The following is a 16021-nucleotide window of genomic DNA, read 5'->3' on the forward strand; positions in this document are numbered from 1 at the left end:
CGTGCCTACGCGACCACGCGCAGGATCTCGTCGACGCTCGTGAGGCCGAGCTTGACCTTCTCGAAGCCGTCCTGGCGGAGCGTGAGCATCCCCTGCGCCTGGGCGACACGGCTGATCTCGGCGCTCGAGGCACGCGAGACGGCGAGGCGCTCGATCTCCTCGGTGACGGTCATGACCTCGTGCAGGGCGATGCGGCCGCGGTACCCGGTGTTCGAGCAGACCGCGCAGCCGATGGGGGCGAAGAACGCCGGGACCTCGTCGCCGGGGCGCAGGAACCCGAGGGTCCGGAGCTGTTCGGCCTCGTACACGGCGGGCGCCTTGCACCGGTCGCACAGCCGTCGCGCCAGACGCTGGGCGACGACGGAGTCGAGGGCGGAACCGACCAGGAAGGGCTCGATGTCCATCTCGGTGAGACGGGTCACCGCCGATGGAGCGTCGTTCGTGTGCAGCGTGGACAGCACGAGGTGACCGGTGAGGGACGCCTCGATGGCGATCTGGGCGGTCTCGTGGTCACGGATCTCGCCGAGCAGGACGACGTCGGGGTCGGACCGCAGGATCGAGCGCAGTGCGGACGCGAACGTCAGTCCGGCCTTCGGGTTGACCTGGACCTGGTTGATGCCGGCCATCCGGTACTCGACCGGGTCCTCGACCGTGATGACGTTGATCTCCGGCTTGGCGACGGCGTTCAGCGTCGTGTAGAGCGTCGTGGACTTGCCGGAACCGGTGGGCCCCGTGACCAGGATCATGCCGTACGGCTTCGAGTACGACCGCTGGTACGCCTGGAAGTTCTGCTCGAGGAGGTTGAGGTCCTTGAGGGTCAACGACGTGTTCGTGTTGTCGAGGATCCGCATGACGACCTTCTCGCCCCACACCGTGGGCAGCGTCGCCACACGGAGGTCGATCTGGCGGCCGCCGTGACGGACCGACATGCGGCCGTCCTGTGGCTTGCGACGCTCGGCGATGTCGATGTCGCTCATGATCTTCAGACGGCTGATGACGCCGTTCTGGATGTTCTTCGGTGCCGGGGCCATCTCGTGCAGCACGCCGTCGATGCGGTAGCGGATCCGGACCTCGTGCTCGCCGGGCTCGATGTGGATGTCCGAGGCGTGGTCCTGGATGGCCTGCGACACGAGCAGGTTGACGAAGCGGACGATCGGGACGTCGTCGAGGGCGCCGTCGGCCAGGTCGACCTGGGCCGACGAGCTGACGGCGGCTTCTTCCTCGAGCGACGAGGTCAGGTCGTTGAGTTCGTCATCGGCACGCAGGTAGCGGTCGAGCGCCGTGAGCAGGTCGCGCTCGTCGACCTGGAGCGGCTTGATCGGTCGGCCGGACGCTGCGCGTGCGTCGTCGATCGCCAGCACGTTGGTCGGGTTGACCATCGCGAGGATGAGCAGCTCGCCCTCGAAGCCGACGCCGAGGACGCCGTGCCGGCGGCAGAGCGCCGCAGGCAGGATCGAGACCGCGGTGCCGTCGACCGGGTAGTCGGTCAACGGAACGGTGCGGGAGTTGTTCGACGCCGCGCGGGCGGTGATGAACTGCGCCTCGCTGACGACGCCCTGGTCGACCAGGCCGCGGATGGCTCGCTCGTCCAGGTCCTCGTCGCCCGTCATCGAGTCGAGGTGCTCGATCGGCAGGGCGCCGTTCAGGATGAGGATCTCGGACAGGGTCGCCATGAGTCCTGTGCCTCCTTGGACTCGCGCGCGGCGAGACGTGGTCGGGTTGCGCACCACCAGGGATGTGGCGCTCGACCACGCTACTTCTGCGACAGTCGTCGGCCGCAGTCCCAGAAGGAGGGGGCGGAGGGGGTCTGGATGCACCCAGAACTGGGGTCCAGGAGCTCCGCCACGACGGTCAGAGCGACGTCGACGCGGTGACGTGGACCTCCCCGGCCACGAAGCCGAGTCGTTCGTAGATGCGACCGGCTCCGCTCGGGTTCTCGGCGTCGACGTGCAGCACCGCCGCAGACAGGCCGTCGGCGCGGATCGCCTGCAGGGTCGCGTCGAGGACGATCGGCGCGAGCCCCGTCCCCCGTGCGGCACGGACGACGCCGACCCAGTGCACGTACCCGTACGAGCGGCCCCGCGCGGCGAACCCGTCGGGCTCGACCTCGACGATCGTGAACGCCAGGACGGTGCGGTCAGCGCCCACGACGACCCGCGACAGGTCCAGCCGGCTCTTGTCCGAGGTGAGGAACCCCCGCCAGTCCGAAGCGACCATCGGCTGGGAACCCCAGTGGTCGCGGAAGGCGTCGTTCTTGGCCGTCCGGAGCGGTTCGATGTCCTCCACCGTGACGGGCCGCAGGACGAGTCCGTCCGGCAGCGCGGGGACCGCCTCGGCGTCCCGCCCCCGGTCGTCGAACACGACCTGCATGTCGAGCCAGGTGCGCACCGGCGCGAAGCCGAGGTGTGCCGCCAGCCGGAGCGCCGAGGACCCCTGCCGCCCACCGACGTCGAGCGTGGCCGGCAGGTCGACGTCGAGCGTCGCCAGGCGCTGCCGGGCACGGCCGACCTGCCACGCGAGCACCCGTCGTCCGATCCCCTGCCCGCGCAGGTCGGGGTGGACCGCCCCGTCGAGCACCGCGCGCGCGGCGGTGACCCGGGAGGGGACGTCGATGACGATGCCGTAGGCCTGCACATGCCCTCCAGCATCGACGCCCACCACGGTGTCCCGGGCGACGTCCAACCCCTCGGTGGACAACGAGCGTTCGAGGTCGGCTGTGGAGGGCCGAGCGTGCGGGTCGTCGACCTCGGCCGACGCGACCGCGACGGCGTGCATCGCCCCGACGTCGTCGAGCGCTCCGGCACGGAACGTCAGCCCGCCGACCGCAGTGGGGAACGAGAGGTGTGCCGGGGCCGTGATCCGTTCGCGCAGGGTCGCCATCCCTCCACCCTGCCAGTTCGGCCGCGCAGCGAGAGACCGCCGGAAGACCCTCGACGAGCAGGCCCGACCGGGACCATCATGAGACATGGACATCACGAGTGTGACCGTCGGGCTGCCCGTCACCGACATCGAGGCGTCCTGCCTCTGGTACGGCGCCGTCTTCGAGCGCACCGAACCGGACCTCGAACCGGAGGACGGTGTCGCCGAGTACGAGGTCGGCGGGATCTGGATCCAGCTCTACGAGGACGACTCCGCTGAGGAGAACCCCGTGAGCGTCCGGTTCGGCGTCGACGACGTCGGCGCACAGCACGCCCGCATCGGTGCCCTCGGCATCGACATCGGCCCCGTCGAGTGCGTCGACGGCGCCGTGAACTGGTTCGACGTCCGCGACCCCGACGGCAACGTCCTCAGCTTGTTCTCACTGGTCGACGAGACCGGTCGCGGATCCGGGCGCGACAACGGCGCGGACCGCGCGCTCTAGGCGACACCGCGTGCCGGCCGCGAGGCCCGTGGCGGCCTGGCACCGGGCCTCCCGTCCGCCTCGTCGTCACGACCACCGCCGTGCCCCTGTCCGGAGCGTTCTGCCATGCAGCACGCGTGTGAACAGTTCGTTCCGGGGTCTGGACAGGGCGCATCCAGCTGGTGCAGCATGTGCGGCATGCAACTGTTCCACATTTCAGATACTCCCCGCGCTCGCTGGCTCGCCTTCTCGGGAGCGCTCGTCGTCATGCTCGCCGTCGTCGGCGCGGCCACGCCAGCCCGTGCAGCCGTTGCCTTCACCGCGCGGGTGGCGTCGATCGCCCACAACGCCGGGACGGTGACGGTCACCGGGACCGGCGATCCAGGGGACCTCGTCACCGTGCGCCCTTCGGACGGCGCCCCCGTCGACGCACGTGTGCGGACCGATGGCTCCTGGCGCGCAGCGACGCACGTCGAAGACTTCGGCGACCACACCTTCACGGTCTCGGACTCCCTCGGGTCACCGGCCCGCACCCTCCACGCGACCACGAAGCCGGTGACCTGGGCCGGGATGGTGATCGTGCGCGAGGGCTGGAACCGTTCGCTGAAGGTCATCGCTGCTTCCGGCTTCGAGCCCGGCGCGCGGCTCGAGTTCAGCGTGGACGGCGTCCCGTCCGGGTCGACGAAGGTCGATCGCGACGGCGCCGTTGCCCACCGCATCACCGGCATCGGGTTCGGCCGGCACACGCTCACCACGGTCGAACGCTTCGACGGCGCCGAACAGCTCCGGATGAACAACACCGCCGACCAGGCTGGAGACCCGATCGTGGACGACGTCCGGGTCGACCCGGTCGCACGGACCGTCCACGTCGAGGGCCGGGGTCCGTCGGCAACCGACATGCGGTTCGTCGACGAATCCGGGGCTCCCTGGTCGCTCGTCGACGGGACGGACTGGATCGTGAACTCCGACGGGACATGGAGTGCCGACCTCGCGTACCCCGCCCCCGGCACGCGGTTCATGGGCATCACCGCGGAGGTCCACGAAGGCGGTGTGCTCATCGGTTCCGCGACGACCGGAGCGATGATCCCGTTCCCCGTGACCGCCTCGGTCCAGCGCTTCACCCCGGGCAAGCTCGTGCTGTCCGGGACGGCGGAGCCGAACGCCCGGTTGTCCTTCACCGACGCCGACGATGCCCCCGCGCGGGATGCCGACGGCAACGAGGTCGAGCCCCGCGTGCCGGGGAGCGGCGCGTGGACGGTCACACTCGACCCGCGCACCTTGGCTGGCGGGACCGTCACGGTGCACGCCACGGGCGACGACGGGCCGCTCGGTTCAGCGACGGTCACGTACCGCTGATCGCCGACGCACCGCTGATCGCCGACGCACCGCAGGTCGTCCGTACGCGGAAGGGCCCCGCATCCAGGAGGATGCGGGGCCCTTCGACGTCACTGGGTTCAGTTGTACGTACCCGGCGTGAAGTCATCCGACGAGAAGCTGTCGAAGTCGACGAAGCTCAGGTCGGCGTCCGAGAACGACGAGTCGTCAGCGAAGATGCGGTTGGGGTACCGCTCCGCCTTCGCCTCTTCGGTCGCGTTCACGTCCACGTCGCGGTACCGGCTGAGGCCCGTCCCGGCGGGGATGAGCTTACCGATGATGACGTTCTCCTTGAGGCCGACGAGGTGGTCCTGCTTGCCCTCCATGGCCGCCTGCGTGAGCACGCGGGTGGTCTCCTGGAAGGAAGCGGCGGACAGCCACGACTCGGTCGCGAGGGACGCCTTCGTGATGCCCATGACCTCCTGGCGAGCCGAGGCGGTCTTGCGACCCTCCTGCAGCGCCGCACGGTTCAGCGCGTTGTAGCGCGACCGGTCGACGAGCTCACCCGGCAGCAGGTCGGTGTCGCCGTGGTCGACGACGGTGACCTTGCGGAGCATCTGACGGACGATGACCTCGATGTGCTTGTCGTGGATCGGCACACCCTGCGAGCCGTAGACGTCCTGCACACCGTTGACCAGGTGCTTCTGGACCTCTCGGACACCCTTGACCCGGAGGACTTCCTTCGGGTCGACGGTGCCGGCGATGAACTGCTCGCCGAGCTCGACGTGCTGGTTGTCCTCGATGAGGAGCGTCGCACGCTTGAGCACCGGGTAGATGAACGGCTCGTCGCCGTTGTCCGGCGTGAGGATGATCCGACGACCCTTGTCCGTGTCCTCGACGACGACGCGGCCGGGGGCCTCGGCGATCGGGGACGCGCCCTTCGGGGTACGGGCCTCGAAGAGCTCCGTGACACGCGGCAGACCCTGGGTGATGTCGTCGGCCGAGGCCGAACCACCCGTGTGGAACGTACGCATCGTCAGCTGGGTACCGGGCTCACCGATGGACTGGGCGGCGATGATGCCGACCGCCTCACCGATGTCGACCAGGTTGCCCGTGGCGAGCGAACGGCCGTAGCACTTCGCGCAGACACCGACGGCCGACTCGCAGGTCAGGACCGAGCGCACCTTGATGCTCTCGACACCGGCAGCGAGCAGCTTGTCGATGAGGACGTCACCGACGTCCTCGCCGGCCTCGGCGACGACCGTGCCCTTCGCGTCCACGGCCTCGGTGGCCAGGGTGCGCGAGTAGACGGTGTTCTCGACGCGCGGGTCGCGGACCAGCTTGCCGTCGGCGTCCACGGTCGCGATCGGCAGCTCGAGGCCACGGGTCGTGCCGCAGTCGTCCTCGCGGATGATGACGTCCTGCGAGACGTCCACGAGACGACGGGTGAGGTACCCGGAGTCCGCGGTACGGAGCGCGGTGTCGGCAAGACCCTTACGAGCACCGTGCGTGGCGATGAAGTACTCCGCCACGGTCAGGCCCTCGCGGTACGAGTTGATGATCGGGCGGGCGATGATCTCGCCCTTCGGGTTGTTCACCAGACCACGCATACCCGCGATGTTGCGGACCTGCAGCCAGTTACCACGAGCACCCGACGACACCATGCGGTTGATCGTGTTGTCGACGGGGAAGTTGTCCCGCATCTCCTGAGCGATCTCGTTGGTGGCCTCGGTCCAGATCTTGATCAGGTCGGCGCGACGCTCGGAGTCGGTGATCAGACCCTTGTCGAACTCGCCCTGCACCTTGGCGGCCTGGACCTCGTAGCCCGCGATGATCTCCTTCTTGCGAGGAGGCGTCACGACGTCCGACAGGGCGACGGTCACACCGGAGCGGGTGCCCCAGTAGAAGCCGGCGTCCTTGATCCGGTCCAGCGCAGCGGCCGTCTCGGTCTTGGAGTAGCGCTCGGCGAGGTCGTTGACGATCGCGGAGAGCACACCCTTGTCGGTGACCTTCTGGACGAACGGGTAGTTCGCCGGGAGGGTCTCGTTGAAGAGCGCACGGCCCAGGGTCGTCTCGAGCAGCACGGTGTCGCCCTGCTCGTAGCCCTCGGGTGCTTCACCCTCGGCGAAGTGGACACCCGACATGCGGATCTTCGCCATCGCGTTGAGGTGCAGCGTGTGCTGGTCGTTGGCCAGGATCGCCTCGGCGACCGAGGAGAACGCACGGCCCTCGCCGACGGCGCCCTCGCGGACGGTCGTCAGGTGGTGCAGACCGATGATCATGTCCTGTGCGGGCAGGGTCACCGGACGGCCGTCGGACGGCTTCAGGATGTTGTTCGAGGCGAGCATCAGGATGCGGGCCTCGGCCTGGGCCTCGACCGACAGCGGCAGGTGCACGGCCATCTGGTCACCGTCGAAGTCCGCGTTGAACGCGGCACACACGAGCGGGTGGAGCTGGATGGCCTTGCCCTCGACGAGCTGCGGCTCGAACGCCTGGATACCCAGACGGTGCAGCGTCGGTGCACGGTTCAGCAGCACGGGGCGCTCGCGGATGATCTCCTCGAGCACGTCCCACACCTGCGGACGCGAACGCTCGACCATGCGCTTGGCCGACTTGATGTTCTGCGCGTGCGACAGGTCGATCAGGCGCTTGATCACGAACGGCTTGAAGAGCTCGAGCGCCATCTGCTTGGGCAGACCGCACTGGTGCAGCTTCAGCTGCGGGCCGACGATGATGACCGAACGGCCCGAGTAGTCGACGCGCTTGCCGAGCAGGTTCTGGCGGAAACGACCCTGCTTGCCCTTGAGCATGTCACTCAGGGACTTCAGGGCGCGGTTGCCGGTACCCGTGACCGGACGTCCACGACGACCGTTGTCGAACAGCGCGTCGACCGCTTCCTGCAGCATGCGCTTCTCGTTGTTCACGATGATCTCGGGGGCACCGAGGTCGAGCAGGCGGCGGAGACGGTTGTTGCGGTTGATCACACGACGGTAGAGGTCGTTGAGGTCCGACGTGGCGAAACGGCCACCGTCGAGCTGCACCATCGGGCGCAGCTCCGGCGGGATGACCGGCACGACGCCGAGCACCATCGCTGCCGGCGAGTTGCCGGTGGCGAGGAAGGAGCTGACGACGCGCAGACGCTTGATCGCGCGGATCTTCTTCTGGCCCTTGCCCTCGGCGATCTGCAGGCGCAGCGCCTCGGCTTCGGCGGCCAGGTCGAACGCCTCGAGCCGGAGCTTGATCGCCTCGGCGCCCATGTAGGCGTCGAAGTAGATCCCGAACCGGTCCTGGAGCTCGTGGAAGACGGCGTCCTCGGGCTTGAGGTCGCCCACCTTGAGGTTGCGGAAGTCCTCCCACACACGCTCGAGACGGGTGATGTCCTCGTCGAACGACTTGCGGACCTGGGACATCTCCTTCTCGGCGGTGTCCTTGGTGCGGCGCTTGACGTCGGCCTTCGCACCCTCTTCCTCAAGGGCTGCGAGGTCGTCCTCGAGCTTCTTGAGGCGGTCGGCGATGATCGAGTCGCGCTGGCCCTCGAGGGTCTTGATCTCGAGACGCATCTCGTTCTCGAGACCCGGCATGTCCGCGTGACGGCCCTCTTCATCGATGTCGATGATCATGTACGCCGCGAAGTAGATGACCTTCTCGAGGTCCTTCGGCGCCATGTCGAGGAGGTACCCGAGGCGCGACGGGACGCCCTTGAAGTACCAGATGTGCGTGACGGGGGCAGCGAGCTCGATGTGGCCCATGCGCTCACGACGGACCGAGGACTTGGTGACCTCGACGCCGCAGCGCTCGCAGACGATGCCCTTGAACCGGACACGCTTGTACTTGCCGCAGGCGCACTCCCAGTCGCGGGAAGGACCGAAGATCTGCTCGCCGAACAGACCGTCCTTCTCGGGCTTCAGGGTGCGGTAGTTGATGGTCTCCGGCTTCTTGACCTCGCCGTACGACCACTGACGGATGTCCTCGGCGGTCGCGAGGCCGATCCGAATGGCGTCAAAGGAAGTTGCTTCGAGCAATGTTCTTCTCTCTTGCTTGATTCAGGCTTCGTGTACGGGCGGGATCAGATGTCGTCGACGGACGACGACTCGAACCGCGAGGAGATGTTGATGCCCAGCTCCTCCGCAGCGCGGAAGACCTCGTCATCGTTGTCGCGCAGGCTGACCGCCTGGCCGTCGGCCGAGAGGACCTCGACGTTCAGGCAGAGCGACTGCATCTCCTTCATGAGGACCTTGAAGGACTCGGGGATGCCGGGCTCCTGGATGTTCTCACCCTTGACGATCGCCTCGTAGACCTTCACGCGGCCGAGGATGTCGTCGGACTTGATCGTCAGGAGCTCCTGGAGGGCGTAGGCGGCACCGTACGCCTCGAGCGCCCACACCTCCATCTCGCCGAATCGCTGTCCACCGAACTGCGCCTTACCACCCAGCGGCTGCTGCGTGATCATCGAGTACGGCCCGGTCGAACGGGCGTGGATCTTGTCGTCGACCAGGTGGTGCAGCTTGAGGATGTACATGTAGCCGACCGAGACGGGCTCCGGGAACGGCTCGCCGGAGCGACCGTCGAAGAGCTGCGCCTTGCCGGACGAGCCGATCAGGCGCTCGCCGTCGCGGTTCGGGAGGGTCGAGTCGAGGAGGCCCTCGATCTCACGCTCGTACGCACCGTCGAACACCGGGGTGGCGACCTTCGTGCCCGGAGCGGCGCTGTGCGCTGCCTCGGGGAGCGCCGACGCCCACTCCTGGATGCCCTCGACGTTCCAGCCCTGCTTGGCGAGCCAACCGAGGTGGATCTCGAGGACCTGGCCGAAGTTCATGCGGCCGGGGACGCCGAGCGGGTTCAGGACGATGTCGACCGGGGTGCCGTCGGCGAGGAACGGCATGTCCTCGACCGGGAGGATGGTCGAGATGACGCCCTTGTTGCCGTGACGACCGGCGAGCTTGTCACCGGCGGTGATCTTGCGCTTCTGGGCGATGTAGACGACCACGCGCTGGTTGACACCAGAGCCCAGTTCGTCGTCGCCGTCCTGCGAGTCGAACACCTTGACGCCGATGATCGTGCCCTCTTCACCGTGGGGCACCTTCAGCGAGGTGTCGCGGACTTCGCGCGACTTCTCGTTGAAGATGGCGCGGAGGAGGCGCTCTTCAGCGGAGAGCTCGGTCTCGCCCTTCGGCGTGACCTTGCCGACGAGGATGTCGCCGGGGCGGACCTCGGCACCGATGCGGATGATGCCGCGCTCGTCGAGGTCGGCCAGCAGGTCCGGGCTGACGTTGGGGAGGTCACGGGTGATCTCCTCCTTGCCGAGCTTGGTGTCGCGGGCGTCGACCTCGTACTCCTCGATGTGGATCGAGGAGAGCGTGTCGTCCTTGATGAGGTTCTGCGACAGGATCATCGCGTCCTCGTAGTTGTAGCCCTCCCACGGCATGAACGCGACGAGGAGGTTCTTGCCGAGCGCGAGCTCGCCGTTCTCCGTCGCGGGACCGTCGGCGATGACCTCACCCTGCTCGACACGCTCGCCGGCCGAGACGACCACGCGGTGGTTGTAGCTCGTGCCCTGGTTGGAGCGGTCGAACTTGCGCAGGTAGAAGGTCTGCGTGCCACCCTCGTCGAGCTGCAGGGTCACGGCGTCGGCCGAGACCTCGGAGACGACACCGGCCTTGTCGGCGGTGACGACGTCACCGGCGTCGATCGCGGTGTAGCCCTCCATGCCGGTGCCGACGAGCGGCGACTCGGAACGGAGCAGCGGGACCGCCTGACGCTGCATGTTCGCACCCATGAGGGCGCGGTTCGCGTCGTCGTGCTCGAGGAACGGGATGAGCGACGTCGCGACCGACACCATCTGGCGCGGCGAGACGTCCATGTAGTCGACCTCGCCCTTGGCGACGAGTTCGACCTCGCCACCCTTCTTGCGGACGAGGACCTTGTCGTCGGCGAAGTGGAACGAGTCGGTCAGCGGGGCGTTGGCCTGCGCGACGACGAACTCGTCCTCTTCCGAGGCGGTGAGGTAGTCGATGGTCTTCGTGACCTCGCCGTTGACGACGCGACGGTACGGGGTCTCGATGAAGCCGAACGAGTTGATCCGACCGAACGACGCGAGCGAGCCGATCAGGCCGATGTTCGGGCCTTCCGGGGTCTCGATCGGGCACATGCGGCCGTAGTGCGACGGGTGGACGTCGCGGACCTCGACGCCGGCACGCTCACGGGACAGACCACCCGGGCCGAGGGCCGAGAGACGACGCTTGTGCGTCAGGCCCGCGAGCGGGTTGTTCTGGTCCATGAACTGCGACAGCTGGGACGTTCCGAAGAACTCCTTGATCGCGGCGACGACCGGACGCACGTTGATGAGCGTCTGGGGCGTGATCGCCTCGATGTCCTGCGTGGTCATGCGCTCGCGGACGACGCGCTCCATGCGGGACAGACCCGTGCGGACCTGGTTCTGGATGAGCTCGCCGACGGCGCGGATGCGACGGTTGCCGAAGTGGTCGATGTCGTCCACGTCGAGGCGCAGCTGCACCGGCTCGCCGTCGCGCACGCCGTTCAGCGTGGTCTTCTCGGCGTGCAGGGACACGAGGTACTTGATCGTCGCGACGATGTCCTTGACGGTCAGCACCGAGTCGGACAGCGGGGCGTCGATCCCGAGCTTGCGGTTGACCTTGTAGCGGCCCACCTTCGCCAGGTCGTAGCGCTTCGAGTTGAAGTAGAAGTTGTCGAGCAGCGCACGCGCGGCCTCGGCGGCGACCTGCTCGCCCGGGCGCAGCTTGCGGTAGATGTCCTTGAGCGCCTCTTCCTTCGTGAGGATGGCGTCCTTCTCGAGGGTCGACTCGATCGAGGCGAAGCCCTGGAACTCCTCCATGATCTCCTCGCTGGTCAGACCCAGCGCCTTGAGGAAGACCGTGACGGACTGCTTGCGCTTGCGGTCGATGCGCACGCCCACCTGGTCGCGCTTGTCGATCTCGAACTCGAGCCAGGCACCACGCGAGGGGATGACGCGAGCGGAGTAGATGTCCTTGTCGGACGTCTTCTCCTGCTGGCGCTCGAAGTACACGCCGGGCGAACGGACGAGCTGCGACACGACGACGCGCTCGGTGCCGTTGATGATGAACGTGCCGCGTTCGGTCATGAGCGGGAAGTCGCCCATGAAGACCGTCTGCGTCTTGATCTCACCCGTCATGTGGTTCATGAACTCGGCGTTGACGTACAGCGGAGCGGCGTAGGTCTTGCCGCGCTCCTTGCAGTCGTCGATCGAGTACTTGGGGTCCTCGAGCTCGGGAGCCGTGAACGAGAGCTGCATGGTCTCGCCGAGGTCCTCGATCGGGGAGATCTCCTCGAAGATCTCCTCCAACCCGGAGTGCAGGGCGAGGTCGGTGCGACCCTGCTCCTGTCCCTCTGCGAGACGGGCCTTCCAGACGTCGTTGCCGACGAGCCAGTCGAAGCTCTCCGTCTGGAGTGCGAGCAGATCAGGAACCGTGAGGGTGTCCGTGATCTTGGCGAACGAGAGTCGCGAGTGGTTGCGACCGTTCTTGGGGTTGGTGGATGCGTTGGGCGCAGCAGCCAAGGGTGTGACCTCCGTAGGCCCCGTCGGGCCGATACTGACGAGCAGCATGTAGGTGAGTAGATTGATCGCTCGGCGATCCCCGCGAGTTCATGCCCTGTGACCACGCCGACGCGTGCCTGACGCGGAACGTCGGTGCACGTGTGGGATGATCTCCGTGAGCGGGACCCGCCGCCATATACGGGTCCGGCTGCACCAGGGCGAGTTGAGCCTGGAGGCTCAGAACTCTGCGTCGACCGCAATATGACGACACGGATGCCAGGGAGCGCGAACTGTCATCATAGTTCGCGCCGAGACGTGCTGTCCAGTCCTGGCTTGACCGGATTCGGCAGTGGCGTGTATAAGCCGCCCGGTGCCCGCGGAATTCCCCGCCCGCGCACCCGGCCCGTGCAGTGGACGCGACCGCCCGCTCAGCCGAGGCGTTCGCGCTCGACGTGCCCCGCGCCTCCCGACCGGCCCTGCCGTCCCGCCAGCGCACGGAATGCGTCCTCGGGTCGGCGGGTGCGCACGAAGGTGACGCGACCACGGTCGTCGGTGAGCTCGATCCCGAGTCCGGGGGTGAGGATCAGGGCGCGCACGCCGCGGCCGATCCGCAGGCCGACTCCGCCGTAGGTGCGGGCGTCCGCCTCGACGAGTCGGACGTCGGTGATGCGCCGCCGCGCGATGCGCCGCGGGGGCAGCGGCCGGAAGTGCAGCGTGACGTGCGTGTCGGTGACGGCGAACCCGGCTCGTGCGAGCAGCAGCAGCACACCCGCCACGACCGCGACCAGCGCCGGCACGATGAGCGCGGCCTCCGGTGCGTCGCCCGGCCAGGCGGTCACCGCCGCGGTCAGGCCGAGCCCGCCGAGGAGCAGGACCGCCCCGACCACGCGCATCCAGGTGGGTGCCGTCTCGTGGTCGGCATGGGCCGGACGGGAGGCGCGGATCACCCGCGTCGGTCGGCTCGCGGTCGTGCGCGGGGTGGCGCGGGTCGTCGGTGCGCCCAGGCGCGTGGTGGGCACGCTCATCGTGTCGGCGGTCATGTCGGGTCTCCTGCGGCTCGGCGGAGTGTTGCATCCCGTATTTTACATGACGGGTGCGATGTGATCACGGCCAGCGCGCGCGGGTGACCGGAAGGGGCGCGCGGAGCACGCCCGCGACGCGCACGGCCGAGCGGTGGGGGCGCTCGACGGCACGTCGTGGTCACGTCGGAAGGGCGGACGCGCGCGGTGTGGGGCACTGCACGCATCGACGCGGTTCCGCGTGACGACCGCATGAACGGTACGGAACGAGTCTTGGCGTCCGCTGGCCGTCCATGTGTACGCATTCATGTACCCGCCGGTACCGGACACCGAGCGTCAGCGCAGGACGCGCGCGACCGCCTCGGCGCGGGTGGCGACCCCGAGCTTCGCGAACACCTGGTTCACGTACGACTTCACCGTCGGCACCGTCAGGAACAACTCCGCCGCGATCTGCGGGTTCGTCCGGCCCGCCGCGATGTGCTCGAGCACGTCGGCCTCGCGCGGGGTGAGGTCCGGGAACCGCTCGCGCAGCGCCGGCACAGCGCGCGCGGACGCCGTCGCCCCGCCACCCGCGAGCTGCGCCACCAGCCGCGCGCCCACCGTCGCGTCGAACGTCGACTGCCCCGAAGCGACGGCCCGGATCGCCGTCGCGATCTCGGTCCGCCCGGCGTCCTTCGTCAGGTACCCGCGGGCACCCGCGCGGAGCGCGGTCACGATGGACTCGTCGTCCGCGTAGGTCGTCAGCACGAGCACCGCCACCTGCGGGTGGTCGGCGACGATGCGCGCGGTCGCCGTCGGCCCGTCCGTGCCGGGCATGCGCAGGTCCATCAACACGACGTCGGGGACGTCGCGGTCCACCGCCGCGATCGCCTCGGCCCCGTCGGCGGCCGCACCGGTCACCTGCAGGTCCGGCACCAGCGACAGCACCGTCACCAGGCCGTCGCGGACGATCGCCTGGTCGTCGACGACGAGGACACGGATGGTCACGAGGCTTCTCCCTCGGTGGCGGCCACGGCGTCGATCGGCAGGTGCATCGCGACGACGAACTCGTCGTCGGACCGCTCCGCCTCGACCGTGGCGCTGCTGCCGAGCTCCGCGAAGCGCTCGTGCATCCCGAGCAGGCCCTGGCCGCCGCCGGTGAGCGGGTTGGCCACGACGACGTCCACGGCGTCGCCGTCGCGGATGACGGACAGCGACACGGGGCGGCCGGACGCGTGCCGGCGCGCGTTGCTGAGGGCTTCGCGGACGACCTGGACCACGGCGGCGCGGTGCGCCTCGTCGAGTGCGGCCAGGGTCGCGTCGCCCTGCACCTCGATCGCGCCACCGAAGGAGCGGTGGGCGTCGACGAGGGCGGTCAGGTCGGCGCGGTCCGGCACGTGGTCGTCGGACGTCCGGGAGGCCCGGTTCGCGTCCGGCACGTCGGCCGGGCTCGTCCGCACGGCCGGGTCCGGGGCCGTGGCCGGGTCGGCCCCCGCGTCGTCGCGCAGTGCGTGCACGGCGCGACGGGCCTCGGCCAGGCCGTCCGCCGCCAGGGTCCTGGCCTCGCCCGCACGCTTCGTCGCGTCGTCGACCCGGCCGGCCTCGAGCAGGGCCTCGACGGCGTCGAGCTGCAGCACGAGGCCGCCCAGCGAGTGCGCGAGGACGTCGTGGATGTCCCGCGAGGCCCGGGACCGGTCGGCGAGGAGCTGCGCCCGCTGCTGCTCGCGCTCGGCCTGCTGCGCACGGTCGGCCGCGATCCGGAACTGCCGGCGGCTGAACCCGATGAGGACGCCGAGCAACAGCCCGCCGCTCGTGCCGAGGACGAACTGGACCGAGGCGTGCTCGACCGTGGCGCAGACCGCGATGACCACGACCGCCCCCACCGCTGCCACCGCTGCCGCCCAGACCGGCACCCGGAGGTTCGCGCCGAGCAGGACGATCCCGACGATCACGGGGACGATCATGAGCGAGTCGGTCGCCACGACCGTCAGGGATCCGGCGACGATCATCACGACGCCGGCGACGACGAGGACCCGCTGCGTCCGACCGGACTCGCGGAGGGCCCACGCGGCGAGCGCCACCGCACCGACCACCCACACCCACGCGGGGAGCTGCTGCTCGAGGCCGTTCTTCACGAACCAGAACGCGACGACGGCGACACCGAGGGCGTTGAGCCCCCAGGCCGTGACGGAACGGGACCGACCCCCGGGGAGGTCGGTCGGGTCCTGTCCGCTCAGCAGGGTCACCGGACCATCATGCCGCGGGTGGTGCGGCCGCCGTGGGTCCGGTCGCCGCGGTCGCCGCGGTCTCCGCGGTCTCCGCGGTCTCCGCGCGGGATGCGCTGGTCGATCACCAGGGCGCGGGCAGCACGGTTCAGCGCGAGGACGAGGAGGATCGTGCCGGTCGAGGTCAGCAGGTGCGCACCGAGGTGGCCCCCGAGGACGTCGAGGCCGATGCGGACGACGATGAGCACGATCCAGAGCGACGCCCCGAGCCAGCCCGTGCGGGACTGGATCGTCCGACCCTTGCGGTCCGGGGTGGCGACGGTACGGAACCGGGTGATGGTGCCCATCGTCAGGCCGACCCCGATGGTGATCAGGGCCTCGATCCCGAGGAACACCACGTCGGTCGTGGTGACCGTCGCCGACGTCTGCGCCAGGACGACCACGCCGACGATCGCCATGATCATCGGCGTGCGCCAGATGCGCGCCGGGTCGAGGTACTGCCAGGTCGCCTGGCGGTACCCGAGGAAGCCGACGAGTGCGACGCCGAGCAGGACGTTCGCGAGGAGCTGGACCGACATGGTGGGTGCCTTTCGTGGTGGTCCGGCGGGCG

At 69.0% G+C, this 16021-nt stretch carries 10 protein-coding genes; 2 read left to right on the forward strand and 8 right to left on the reverse strand.

Annotation, left to right across the window (positions count from 1 at the left end; genetic code table 11):
* Positions 1-5: 5 nt before the first annotated feature.
* Together ACGH48_RS17725 and ACGH48_RS17730 are read right to left on the reverse strand one after the other, a co-directional pair.
* Positions 6-1673, reverse strand: a complete 1668-nt coding sequence (locus ACGH48_RS17725) for a GspE/PulE family protein (RefSeq protein WP_123311706.1) — start codon at positions 1671-1673, stop codon at positions 6-8.
* A gap of 178 nt (positions 1674-1851) precedes the next feature.
* Entirely contained in the window at positions 1852-2880 is a 1029-nt protein-coding gene (locus ACGH48_RS17730) for a GNAT family N-acetyltransferase (protein WP_396289561.1), read from the reverse strand.
* An 85-nt stretch (positions 2881-2965) separates the two neighbouring features.
* Here ACGH48_RS17730 and ACGH48_RS17735 point away from each other — a divergent pair, with 85 nt between their 5' ends.
* The gene (locus ACGH48_RS17735; protein ID WP_111083488.1) at positions 2966-3361 is read left to right on the forward strand and encodes a VOC family protein; all 396 of its coding nucleotides are present in this window, start codon (positions 2966-2968) and stop codon (positions 3359-3361) included.
* Positions 3362-3538: 177 nt separating this feature from the next.
* Positions 3539-4696 (forward strand): hypothetical protein, encoded by a 1158-nt coding sequence (locus tag ACGH48_RS17740; protein WP_396289563.1) that lies wholly within the window; start codon positions 3539-3541, stop codon positions 4694-4696.
* Between the two features lie 98 nt (positions 4697-4794).
* Here the strand turns inward: ACGH48_RS17740 and rpoC are convergent, their stop codons facing one another.
* From rpoC to ACGH48_RS17770, 6 genes are all read right to left on the reverse strand, one after another.
* Entirely contained in the window at positions 4795-8676 is a 3882-nt protein-coding gene (gene rpoC / locus ACGH48_RS17745; protein WP_123311697.1) for a DNA-directed RNA polymerase subunit beta', read from the reverse strand.
* 44 nt (positions 8677-8720) lie between these two features.
* Entirely contained in the window at positions 8721-12209 is a 3489-nt protein-coding gene (rpoB, locus tag ACGH48_RS17750; protein ID WP_111083490.1) for a DNA-directed RNA polymerase subunit beta, read from the reverse strand.
* A 407-nt stretch (positions 12210-12616) separates the two neighbouring features.
* Positions 12617-13228, reverse strand: coding sequence for a hypothetical protein (locus ACGH48_RS17755; protein ID WP_396289564.1), 612 nt, complete (start codon positions 13226-13228; stop codon positions 12617-12619).
* A gap of 315 nt (positions 13229-13543) precedes the next feature.
* Positions 13544-14194, reverse strand: coding sequence for a response regulator transcription factor (locus ACGH48_RS17760; protein WP_123311693.1), 651 nt, complete (start codon positions 14192-14194; stop codon positions 13544-13546).
* On the reverse strand, positions 14191-15432 hold the full coding sequence (locus tag ACGH48_RS17765; RefSeq protein WP_396289565.1) for a sensor histidine kinase: 1242 nt from the start codon (positions 15430-15432) through the stop codon (positions 14191-14193). The genes ACGH48_RS17760 and ACGH48_RS17765 overlap by 4 nt, the downstream gene beginning before the upstream one ends.
* Positions 15429-15989: a hypothetical protein gene (locus tag ACGH48_RS17770; RefSeq protein ID WP_396289566.1), complete on the reverse strand. Its 561-nt coding sequence runs from the start codon at positions 15987-15989 to the stop codon at positions 15429-15431. Before ACGH48_RS17770 ends, ACGH48_RS17765 begins: the two co-directional genes overlap by 4 nt.
* Between the last annotated feature and the right edge of the window lie 32 nt (positions 15990-16021).

Origin of the sequence: Curtobacterium pomorum (assembly GCF_044497295.1) — a bacterium.
Lineage (GTDB): Bacteria > Actinomycetota > Actinomycetes > Actinomycetales > Microbacteriaceae > Curtobacterium.